Below are 10,922 nucleotides of genomic sequence, written 5' to 3'. Positions count from 1 at the left end.
ACACGGCCCAGGCCCAGGCGGCGGCGCCCGCCACCCCGCTGCCCCCCGAGGTCGAAGCCGCCCTGGCCCGCGCCAGGGTGCCGCGCGAGGCCCTGTCGGTGATGGTGGTGGATGCCCAGGGCGGCAAGACTTCGCCTGTGCGCCTGGCGCACCGTGCGCAGTCGCCGGTGAACCCGGCGTCGGTGATGAAGCTGGTGACCACTTACGCCGCGCTGGAGCAACTGGGCCCCGCCTATGTGTGGAACACCCCGGTCTATCTGCAGGGCACGGTGCAGGACGGCAGCCTGCGGGGCAACGTCTACATCCAGGGCCAGGGAGACCCCAAGCTGGTCATGGAGCGCCTGTGGCTGCTGATGCGCCGCCTGCAGGGCCAGGGTATCCAGGTCATCGTGGGCGACATCGTGCTCGACCGCGCCGCCTTTGAGGTGCCCGATCACGACCCGGCACGTTTTGACGGTGAGCCCCTGCGCCCCTACAACGCCGCGCCCGACGCGCTGCTGCTCAACTACAAATCGTCGGTGATGACCTTTGTGCCCGATGCGGTGGCAGGCCTTGCGCGCATCCAGTACGACCCGCCATTGGCGGGTGTGCAGCGCCAGGCCACCGTGGCGCTGGCCGCGCCGGGCACCGAGTGTGGCGACTGGCGTGGTGCCTTGCGGGCGGAGCTGGCCGACCCTGCCAAGGTGAGCTTTCAGGGCGTGTACCCCGCGGCATGTGGCGAGCGCGTCTGGCCCGTGGCGGCGGCCGACCCACGCGGCTTTGCGGCGCGTGCGGTGGAGGGCATGTGGCGCGAACTGGGGGGCAAGCTCACGGGCAGCGTGCGCGAGGGCAAGGTGCCGCCTGGCCTGAAGCCTGCCTTTACCGTCACCTCGCCCGCGCTGTCCGAGGTGGTGCGTGATGTGAACAAGTACAGCAACAACGTGATGGCGCAGCAGGTGTTCCTGACGCTGGCATTGCAGAAAAACGGCGTGGCCACCTTCGACGGTGCGCGCGAGGCGCTGCGCCAGTGGTGGCTTGCGCGCATCGGCGACGCTGAGCTGCCCCAGGCCGACAACGGCGCAGGCCTGAGCCGCGATGCCCGCCTGACGGCCCTGGCCCTGGCGCGCATGCTGCAGGTGGCCTGGGTATCGCCCGTGATGCCGGAGCTGGTGGCGTCGCTGCCCATCTCCGGGGTGGACGGCACGCTGCGCCGCAGCCAGAGCCGTGCGGGCACGGCCCACCTCAAGACGGGCAGCCTGCGCGATGTGATGGCCGTGGCCGGTTACGTGCACGCGGCCAGCGGGCGGCGGTATGTGCTGGTGGCCGTGGTCAACCATGCCAATGCTGGCGCTGCACGGCCCGTGCTCGACAGCCTGATCGACTGGACCGCGCGCGACCAGTGAATAATGCGCACTCGCGCAGCCATCCGCCGCGCAGTCACCCGCCTCCCCCCATGTCCACCACCGAGCTGATCGGCTACGTTGCCGCCTTCCTGACCACCTGCAGCTTCGTTCCGCAGGCCCTGCACACCTTCCGCACGCGCGATGTCCGGGGCATCTCTCTGGGCATGTACAGCGTGTTCACGGCGGGGGTGGCGCTGTGGCTGGTGTATGGCGTCGTCCTCGCGGCGTGGCCCATCGTGGTGGCCAACGCCATCACGCTCGCGCTGGCGGGGACGATCCTGGGGATGAAGCTGGTCTACGGGGCGCGCGGCCATCGTTGAGCGGCCGCTGCTGGCGGGCTGCTGTCACCTAGGCGTCTGCCCGCTGGTTCGGTCCGCGTTATCCCCTATGGATGGTGCAGTGCAGGTGCGCGCACGATGCGTCGTTGTTTCTTGACCTGAGGTATCCATCCATGAAGTATTTCCGCCTTACCTGTGTTGCCGCTGCTGCGGTGCTGCTTGTCGCCTGCGGTGGCTCTGACGATCCAGACCGTGGCTCGCTGATCGACCCCCCTGCCGTGATGACCACGCTGACGGCCGCGCAGATCGACGCAGGCACCTCCAGCAGCGGCCTGCAGGCCATCACGGGCAAGGCGAAGTGTGATGTCAAGGTGGTGGCACTCAACTACGCCACCTTGGGCGCCAAGGCCGGAGAGAACACCAACGCCTCGGGCGTGATGCTGGTGCCCGCAGGCAGCTGCAGCACGGCCGCACCGCTGATTGCCTACGCCAAGGGCACCGATGTGCAAAAGCCCCGCACCCTGGCCAACCCGCAGGACAGCGAAACCTTCCTGCTCGCCGCCATGTACGCCGCCCAGGGTTATGCCGTGGTGGCCACCGACTACCTGGGTTTTGCCAAGTCGGGCTACAGCTACCACCCCTACCTGCATGCCGACTCGGAAGCCACCACGGTCATCGACTCGGTGCGTGCCGCACGCAACGCAGCGGGCACCGTAGGGGCCAATCTGTCGGGCAAGGTCATGTTCACGGGCTACTCGCAGGGCGGGCACTCGTCGATGGCCGCGCACCGCGCTGCGGAACGCGACTACGGCAGCGAATTCAATGTGGTCGCAGGTGCCCACCTGGCGGGCCCCTACAACCTGTCGGGCTCGCTGCGCATTCCGGATGCGATTGCCGGGGTGCAGTTCTTCGTGCCGTATCTGGTGACGGCCTGGCAGAAGGTCTATGGCGACGTTTACACGGACGTCAAGCAGGTCTTCAAGGCACCGTACTCGGGCTACATCGAAAACCTGCTGCCCAACCCCACGCTGAACTTCACCACGCTGCTCACCTCAGGCACATTGCCCGCAGGTACGCCCAACCAGGCGCGGGCCGCCCTGTTTCAGCCTGAATTCATCACGGGCTCCCAGACCAGCACCACCCACCCCCTGTTCCTGACGGCCAAGAAGAACGACTTGCTGGGCTGGAGCCCCAAGGCCCGCGTGCTGCTGTGCGGCGGCGCGGGTGACCCCACAGTGCCGCCTGCCATTCACCAGCGCGTGATGAAGGCCGACTTCGACAGCCGGGGCCTGACCAATGTGACCTCGGTCGACGTCGATGCCGCCATCCAGGCCACCTTTGGCCCGGGTGGCCAAGCCCCCACCGACCCCGCATCGGCCGCGTTTGCCACCTACTACGGCGCCTACCACGGCACCTATGAACCCCCGTTCTGCCACGCCCAGGCGCGCGCTGTGTTCGAGATGGTCAAGTAAGCCGGTCGGCATGCCGTGGCATGCCGTACAGCAAAAAGCCGACCCAAGGGTCGGCTTTTTTGTGGGCCGCTGCCCCTGCACAGCAGCAGGCTCCGCGGCGGCTGGGGGCGAGTCAGCAGCCCCTTACCAGCGGGCGCGCAGGCGGTCGTAAGCGTAGGTGCCGAACTGGCGTTGCGCCGAGGGCGTGAGGTAAACCGGGTCGGCAAACACGTAGGAGGTCTGGCTGGCGCCTGGCAGCAGCGTGGAGGCGGTGCACAGGGCAGAGTTGACCTGTCCCGCGCCGATGCCGATGCCGTTGGTGGCATCCACCGAGGTGCACACGGCCGTGGTGGCGTTGTTGAAACCGTAGTTGGCGGGTACGCCGGTGTACAGGTTCACGTAGTAGGCCAGGTCCACATACAGCGCGTTGGCACCCAGGTCCACGATGCCCACGAGCAGGCCGTCGTTGAAGCGGCTGCTGGCGTCAGCCAACAGGGCTTCGCGGCCAATGGTCTTGGCCCAGGGGGTCTTGCTCAGGTCGTAGGTTCCCGTCACGACCACATATTTGGCGCCTGCGGCGACCAGGCGACGCACTTGCGCGGCCATGTCTTCACCCGCCTGGCGGGCTGCGGCCACCATGGCGGCCTCGGTCTGGGTGCCGGCCTGCACGGCGGCCATGCCGGCGATCACGTCGCTGATGCCGCCGCTCAGAAACACCACGTCACTGGCGCCAAAGCTGCCACTGGCCAAAAAGGTGTCGATCTGCTCGGTGATGGTGGGGGTGCTGGCGTTGCCGGCTGCGTCGGGCTTGATCTTCACGCGGGCATTGCCTACGGCATAGCTCTTGCCACCCGCAGAGGCGGCCGCAAGGGGCTTGCCGTAGTTGGCGGCCACCTGCAGGGTCCAGTTGTTCACACTGCCGTCGTTGACGGTATAGCGCGTTCCTTTTTGCCCCACATCGCTGTTGGCGTCGCCAAACGCGATGAAGCGCTCGGGCGCGATGGCCGATTCGGTGGTGCTGGAACCGCAGGCCGCGAGCAACGCGGCCGACGCACATGCGGCGACCAGTACGGTGCGGCGCATCCAATTTGCTGCCATGTATTTCTCCAGAAAAGTGGGGGGTAGTTTAGCGGTGCTGCGTCAACGCATGTAAAGCGGCTGCCTCGTGCGTGCCTGCGCATTGTGGGCGCTGCGGATGTGTTGGCATGGCCCAGACCGGCGGCCGCCGCGCAAGGGCCGCCCCGCCGCGCTGGCGGTGTCTCCCCTCCCGCGCGCAGCGCGAGAGAGGGGGGAAGGCGCGCTGCGCCTCAGGGGGGAGTCTCATGCTGCAGACGCACGCTGCAGGCGGTCGCGCACACCTTCCCACTCGGGGCTGGTGGGCGGGGTCTCGATCCAGATCAGTTTCACGCCATCGTCGTCAAAGCCGCGCAGCACCGCAAACAGCTGCTGGGCCGTGGCGCTGGCGTCGTCGGGCATGCGGCGCATGACGAGCTTGGACGATTGGGTGCGCAGCGCAGCACGGGCATAGACCGCGATGTGGGCGGCGTCGGCGCCCAGAAGGTCCAGGCCGGTCTGCAGCGCCTTGGCGTCCATCAGCCGCACCTTGGCGGCGGGCGCGTAGTGCGCTTCGAGCGTGCCCGAGGCGCGGGGCGTGAGCGCGGGCATGTCGTCCTTGGACAGCGGCGCAATGCCGCAGGCCGCCCGGATCTGCTCGCGCGTGATGGCGCCGGGGCGCAGCAGCACGGGCACGCCGCGCGTGCAGTCCACGATGGTGCTTTCGATGCCCACTTCGCACGGGCCGCCGTCGAGCACCAGCAGCTCGGCGCCCAGCTCGTCCTGCACGTGCCGGGCGGTGGTGGGGCTCACGCGGCCAAAGCGGTTGGCGCTGGGGGCTGCCACGCCCCACACGGGCGGGCCGTCCTGGGCTTCGCTGTCGCCCGGCGCGGCGCAGGCCAGCAGCAGGGCATGGGCCACGGGGTGGGCGGGGCAGCGCAGGCCCACGCTGTCCTGCCCGCCCGTGGCGGCGCTGGCCACGCCGGGCAGGCGCGGCAGAATGAGCGTGAGCGGGCCGGGCCAGAAGGCATCGACCAGCTTCTGCGCAAAGCCCGGCACCTCGCTGGCGAAGTGCGCAATGCCCTCGGCATTGGCCACATGCACGATCAGGGGGTGGTCGCTGGGGCGCCCCTTGGCCGCAAAGATCTGCGCCACGGCGGCATCGCTGCTGGCGTCGGCCGCCAGGCCGTACACCGTCTCAGTGGGCAGGCCGAGCAGCGCGCCGCTGCGCACGGCCCGCGCTGCGGCGGCGATGGATGCTGGCTGGGTGCCGTCAAGAATCATGGTCAGAACGGTGCGATGCCCAGCAGGGCCGCCGCCTGCAGGGCAGTGGCACGTGCTGCTTCGGGGGTGGCTGCGGTGATGTTGAGATGCCCCATCTTGCGGCCGCGTTTGGCGTCGCGCTTGCCATACAGGTGCAGGTGCGTGCCGGGCAGGGCCAGCACCTCGGCCCAGGGGGGCGTCTGCGCGGCGTCGCCGTGCGCAAACCACAGGTCGCCCAGCAGGTTGAGCATTACGGCGGGGCTGTGCTGGCGTGGCTGCGTGAGCGGCAGGCGGGCCACGGTGCGTACCTGCAGCTCGAACTGCGACACATCGCAGGCGTTCTGGCTGTAGTGGCCGCTGTTGTGTGGGCGCGGGGCGATCTCGTTCACCACCAGGCTGCCGTCCTGCAGCACAAAGAACTCCACGCAGAGCACGCCGACGTATTGCAAACCATTTGCTATCGAAACTGCAGCTGCTACCGCTTGCTGGGCAAGCGCTGGAGGCAGATTTTGTTCAAAAACCTCCGTCACCGCCAGAATCCCGTCGCGGTGCAGGTTGCGCTGCACGGGCAGGTGCACGGTGCCACCGTCGGCGCCGCGCGCCACGATTACCGAGCATTCCAGCGCCAGCGGCAGCATCTTCTCCAGCACGCAGGGCACCTTGCCGACAGAGTCCCAGGCAGCGGCCAGCTCGGCGGGCGTCTTCACGCGCACCTGGCCCTTGCCGTCGTAGCCCATGCGGGCCGTCTTCAGGATGCCTGGTAACAGATCAGAAGAAACTGCTGCCAGTTGCTCCGCCGTTTCGATCACCGCATACGGCGCACAGGGCACGCCGCAGGCCACAAAGTGGGCCTTTTCGCGGGCCCTGTCCTGCGCCACCGATACAGCGCTGGCGGCAGGCGACACGGGGCGTTGCGCAGCCAGTGCAGCCAGCGCGGCAGCGGGTACGTTTTCGAACTCGGTGGTCACAGCATCCGACAGGCGGGCCAGCTCGGCCAGGCCTTGCGGGTCTTCATAACCCGTCTGGATGTGGTGGTGGCTTACCAGCCTCGCGGGGCTGGTGGGGTCGGCATCGAGCACGGCAGTGAAGTAGCCCATGCCCTGCGCCTGGTGCACAAACATGCGGCCCAGCTGGCCGCCGCCGAGCACGCCCAGCGTGGCGCCAGGCAGCAGCGGTGCCAAAGTGTTGTCGGCGCTCATGCAGCAGGCGGCAAGGTCATGTTGCGGGCCACTTCCGTCTGCTCGGCGCGAAAGGCTTCCAGGCGCTGGCGCAGTTCGGGGCTTTCGTTGGCCAGCAGGGCCACGGCGAAAAGGGCCGCATTGGCGGCGCCCGCCGTGCCGATGGCGAACGTGGCCACGGGGATGCCCTTGGGCATCTGCACGATGCTGTGCAGCGAATCCACACCCTGCAGGTGGCGGCTGGCCACGGGCACGCCCAGCACGGGCACGGTGGTCTTGGCGGCAATCATGCCGGGCAGATGGGCGGCGCCACCGGCGCCCGCGATGATGGCTTTGAGGCCCCGGCCCGCGGCGGCCTCGGCGTAGGCAAACATGTCGTCGGGCATGCGGTGGGCCGAGACCACGCGGGCCTCGTGCGCGATGCCGAACTGTTCAAGAATCTGCACTGCATGCTGCATGGTGTCCCAGTCGCTGCTGGAACCCATGACCACGCCGATCTGGATGGGTTTCATGGTGTGGAGGGCGCTGGCGGGCAGGTTGCGCCTGCTCTGCCGCTGTAGGTGGAACCCGCGATTTTACTTTTTGCGCCTCCCTTCCCGGCATGGGGCTGTTTCGATGGGCCAAAATAGCGCGCAAACCGCTCCACAGGCCCCTGGCCTCCACACCGCCATGATTGACGTCACCGTAGAAAATTTTGAAGCCGAGGTGGTTGCTGCCTCGATGAACGTGCCCGTGCTGGTGGACTTCTGGGCGCCCTGGTGTGGCCCCTGCAAGTCGCTGGGGCCGGTGCTGGAAAAGCTGGAGACCGACTACGCGGGCCGCTTCAAGCTGGTCAAGATCGACTCGGACCAGGAGCAGCAGTTGGCGGGCATGTTCGGCATCCGCAGCATTCCCACCTGCGTGCTGCTCATGAATGGCCAGCCCGTGGACGGTTTCATGGGCGCCCTGCCCGAAGGCCAGGTGCGCGCCTTCCTGGACAAGCACATACCCACCGCCGAAGAACTGGTGGCGGAAATCGAGGAAGAAGAAGCCCAGGACGCCCTGGCCGAAGGCGACACCAGCACCGCGCTGGAGAAGCTGCAGCACGCCGTGGTGACCGATCCTTCCAATGACGACGCACGCTTCGACTACGTCAAGCTACTGCTGCAACTGCGCCGCGAGGACGACGCCAAGGTCGCCTTTGCCCCCGTCATCGCCAAGGCCGCAGCCTCACGCAAGCTGGGTGCGTTGAAAGCCTGGATGGATGCTATTGATTTTGTAGCTTTTAACGCTTATGGGGAAAGCGCTGGTGCCGATTTTGATGCAAAAATCACCGCCAACAAGCGCGACTTTGACACCCGCTACGCCCGCGCCCGCTGGTTCATGGCTGACCAGCGCTGGACGGACGCCATGGACGAACTGCTCGAAATCCTCATGCGCGACAAGGCCTGGGGCGAAGAGGCCGCCCGCAAGACCTATGTGGCCATCCTTGAAATCATCGAGCCGCCCAAGGTGAAGGTAGCCGACGGCCAGATCCCTCCCGACGACCCGGTGGTGGCTACTTACCGCCGCCGTTTGTCGAGCGTGGTGCTGAGCTAGAACAGGCTACCCCCTGAGGCGCTTTGCGCCTTCCCCCTGGAAGGGGGATACCGCCAGTGCGGCGGGGCGGCCCTTGCACGGTGGCCGCTGGCCTGCACCGTGCCAGTTGCGACTGCATCGTGCGATGGGCGGAAAAGAAAAGGCTCCCGGTTGGGAGCCCTTTGTGTTTTTTAAGCAGGTCGCCGTTTAACCGACCAAACGCTCCAGCGCCTCGCGGTACTTGGCGGCGGTCTTTTCGATCACTTCGCGCGGCAGGCGGGGGGCGGGCGCGGTCTTGTCCCAGGGCTTGCCGTTCACCTGGGCTTGCTCCAGCCAGTCGCGCACGAACTGCTTGTCGTAGCTCGGCGGGTTTTGGCCGGCAGCGAGAGCCGCTTCATAGCCTTCCACGGGCCAGTAGCGCGAGCTGTCGGGTGTGAGCACTTCGTCCATCAGCACCAGCGTGCCATCGGGCGCCAGTCCAAACTCGAATTTCGTGTCGGCAATGATCATGCCTTTGGTGAGCGCGATGTCGGCAGCAGCCTTGTAGATCGCAATGCTCAGGTCGCGGATGCGGGTGGCGAGCTGAAGGCCAATCATCTCCACCGTGCGCTCGAACGTGATGTTTTCGTCGTGCTCGCCCGCAGCGGCCTTGGCGGCCGGGGTGTAGATGGGCTCGGGCAGCTTGGCGGCGTTGGTCAGCCCTTCTGGCAGGGGTACCCCGCACACCGCGCGTGATTCCTGGTATTCCTTCCAGCCGCTGCCGGCCAGGTAGCCGCGCACCACGGCTTCGACTGGAATGGGCTGCAGCCGCTGCACCAGCATGGACCGGCCACGGATCTGCGGGGCTTCTTCCGGAGACACCACACTTTCCGGCGCGTCGCCCGTCAGGTGGTTGGGGCAGATATCCCCGAGCTTGTCGAACCAGAACAGCGCCATCTGCGTGAGCAACTCGCCCTTGCCCGGGATGGGCTCGCCCATGATCACGTCAAAGGCCGACAGGCGGTCGCTGGCCACCATCAGGATGCGGTCGTCGCCCACGGCGTAGTTGTCGCGCACCTTGCCGCGTGCCAGCAGGGGCAGCGATGTCAGGGCGGAGGTGTGCAGGGCGTTGGAGCTGGGCTGGGTCATGGTGTCGGTGTGGGCGATCGATGTGCGCTGCAGGCAGGCCGCAAAACGGGGAGTGAAGCGCGGGAGCTGGTGAAGTCTTCAAGTGCGTGCGCGCAACCTTCGGATTTTACGCGCGGGTCTGACGCGTGTCTGCGGCAAGGGCTCGGTGGGGGCTCGGTGGGGGCTCGGCAGGGGCATGTACCGGCGTGCATGAGGGCGCTAGTGTGGACCTGCGCGCTCGATGAGCTTGCGGCACACTGTGTGGCCTTGAATCTGACAGCGCCACCTTTGGCCGCGCCCCCTGTGCCCTCCACCTCTGCGCTCACTCCCCGCCGCGAACTTTGGCTGCTGCTCACCCTGGCGGGCATTCAGTTCACCCACATCCTTGACTTCATGATCATGATGCCGCTGGGGCCCCGGTTCACGCAGCTGTTTTCCATCAGCGACGCGCAGTTCGGGCTGCTGGTGTCGGCCTACACGCTCTCGGCTGGGGTGTCGGGGTTGCTGGCCTCCACCTACATCGACCGGTTCGGGCGCAAGCGGCTGCTGCTGGTCCTCTACGTCCTGTTTGGGCTGGCCACACTGGCCTGTGGCGTGGCACCCACCTACGGCACGCTCATGGTGGCGCGCGTTTTGGCGGGGGCGTTTGGGGGCGTGCTGTCGGCCCTGTCGCAAACCATCGTGGCTGACGTGATCCCGTTCGAGCGTCGCGGCCGTGCGATGGGCATCGTGATGACCTCATTCTCGGTATCGACCGTGGCCGGTGTTCCGCTGGGGCTGATCCTTGCCGAGGTGGGCGGCTGGAACATGCCGTTCATTGCGATTGCCGCCATGGTGGGGGTCCTGGCTGTGCTGGCGGCGCGCACCATGCCGGCGATGACGGCCCATGTGCAGGCGGCCAGCGGCAGAACGGCGCTGGGCGGCATCGGGCAAGTGCTTGCCGACCCGAACCATCGCTGGGCGTTCCTGTTCTCCGCGTTGCTCATGTTTACAGGTTTTACGGTGATTCCCTACATCACCATCTACATGCAGACCAATGCCGGTGTGCGGGCCGACCAGATTCCGGTGGCCTACCTGTGTGGAGGTGTCGCGACCCTGTTCACCGCGCGCCTGTTTGGCCGATTGACGGACCTGCGCGGCAAGGTGCGAACCTTTCGCTGGCTGGCCCTGGCTGCGGCGCCCTGCCTGCTGGGCATCACGCTGGTGCATGGGCTGCCGCTGTGGGGCGTTCTGGCGGTGTCCACCCTGATGTTTGCCTTTGTGAGCGGCCGGATGATTCCGGGCATGGCCATCGTGGCCTCTGCGGCGCAGGCACCGCTGCGCGGTACCTTCATGACCTTGAACGCATCGGTGCAGTCTGCGGCCATGGGGGCGGCGTCTTTGGTGGGCGGGATGCTGATCAGCCGCGACGCGCAGGGGCTGGTGCAGAACTACTGGATGGCGGCGCTGGTGGGTATTGCCGCGAGCCTGCTGTCGATGGTGGTGGCAGGACGGTTGACGCTGCATGGCGCAGCGCCTTCGGCACGCTGAGCAACTGCCGACTGGCGGGGCGTGTGCTCCCCGGCAACTCAGCCATTGTGCGCGCTTTTTGGAGGCTTGGCACCTTGGCGGGCATAACCCAGCGGGTCGGGGCGGAATGGGATTGCTTTTCAG

General features: G+C 67.2%; 10 protein-coding genes. 5 read left to right on the top strand and 5 right to left on the bottom strand.

Features of this window, described 5'->3' with window-relative positions:
* The 3 genes from dacB to NFX52_RS17580 form a co-directional block, all read left to right on the top strand.
* Positions 1 to 1,382: D-alanyl-D-alanine carboxypeptidase/D-alanyl-D-alanine endopeptidase (gene dacB, locus NFX52_RS17590; RefSeq protein WP_252635753.1), on the top strand; the 1,382-nt coding region annotated here is incomplete at its 5' end.
* A 50-nt stretch (positions 1,383 to 1,432) separates the two neighbouring features.
* Positions 1,433 to 1,702, top strand: coding sequence for a SemiSWEET transporter (locus tag NFX52_RS17585; RefSeq protein ID WP_055395455.1), 270 nt, complete (start codon positions 1,433 to 1,435; stop codon positions 1,700 to 1,702).
* A gap of 131 nt (positions 1,703 to 1,833) precedes the next feature.
* The gene (locus NFX52_RS17580) at positions 1,834 to 3,132 is read left to right on the top strand and encodes a lipase family protein (protein ID WP_055395453.1); all 1,299 of its coding nucleotides are present in this window, start codon (positions 1,834 to 1,836) and stop codon (positions 3,130 to 3,132) included.
* A 123-nt stretch (positions 3,133 to 3,255) separates the two neighbouring features.
* Here NFX52_RS17580 and NFX52_RS17575 read toward each other — a convergent pair whose 3' ends face one another.
* From NFX52_RS17575 to purE, 4 genes are all read right to left on the bottom strand, one after another.
* Complete coding sequence (locus NFX52_RS17575; protein ID WP_055395451.1) at positions 3,256 to 4,209, bottom strand: SGNH/GDSL hydrolase family protein; 954 nt, start codon at positions 4,207 to 4,209, stop codon at positions 3,256 to 3,258.
* Between the two features lie 222 nt (positions 4,210 to 4,431).
* Complete coding sequence (locus tag NFX52_RS17570; RefSeq protein WP_055395449.1) at positions 4,432 to 5,448, bottom strand: L-threonylcarbamoyladenylate synthase; 1,017 nt, start codon at positions 5,446 to 5,448, stop codon at positions 4,432 to 4,434.
* Positions 5,449 to 5,450: 2 nt separating this feature from the next.
* A complete protein-coding gene (locus tag NFX52_RS17565; RefSeq protein WP_252635752.1) occupies positions 5,451 to 6,626 on the bottom strand; it encodes a 5-(carboxyamino)imidazole ribonucleotide synthase in 1,176 nt (391 codons plus the stop codon).
* Positions 6,623 to 7,117, bottom strand: coding sequence for a 5-(carboxyamino)imidazole ribonucleotide mutase (gene purE, locus NFX52_RS17560; RefSeq protein ID WP_055395445.1), 495 nt, complete (start codon positions 7,115 to 7,117; stop codon positions 6,623 to 6,625). Before purE ends, NFX52_RS17565 begins: the two co-directional genes overlap by 4 nt.
* A 157-nt stretch (positions 7,118 to 7,274) precedes the next feature.
* Between purE and trxA the strand changes: the two genes are divergently transcribed.
* Positions 7,275 to 8,183 (top strand): thioredoxin, encoded by a 909-nt coding sequence (gene trxA, locus NFX52_RS17555; protein ID WP_055395443.1) that lies wholly within the window; start codon positions 7,275 to 7,277, stop codon positions 8,181 to 8,183.
* Between the two features lie 186 nt (positions 8,184 to 8,369).
* Here trxA and NFX52_RS17550 read toward each other — a convergent pair whose 3' ends face one another.
* Entirely contained in the window at positions 8,370 to 9,290 is a 921-nt protein-coding gene (locus NFX52_RS17550) for a phosphoribosylaminoimidazolesuccinocarboxamide synthase (protein ID WP_055395441.1), read from the bottom strand.
* Positions 9,291 to 9,572: 282 nt separating this feature from the next.
* Here NFX52_RS17550 and NFX52_RS17545 point away from each other — a divergent pair, with 282 nt between their 5' ends.
* Positions 9,573 to 10,799: an MFS transporter gene (locus NFX52_RS17545; protein ID WP_055395468.1), complete on the top strand. Its 1,227-nt coding sequence runs from the start codon at positions 9,573 to 9,575 to the stop codon at positions 10,797 to 10,799.
* Positions 10,800 to 10,922 lie beyond the last annotated feature (123 nt).

It is taken from the genome of Acidovorax facilis, assembly GCF_023913775.1.
GTDB classification, from domain to species: Bacteria; Pseudomonadota; Gammaproteobacteria; order Burkholderiales; family Burkholderiaceae_C; genus Acidovorax; species Acidovorax facilis.
Note: the sequence above shows the minus strand (reverse complement) of the source record. Positions and strands in the feature narration are given on the sequence as shown.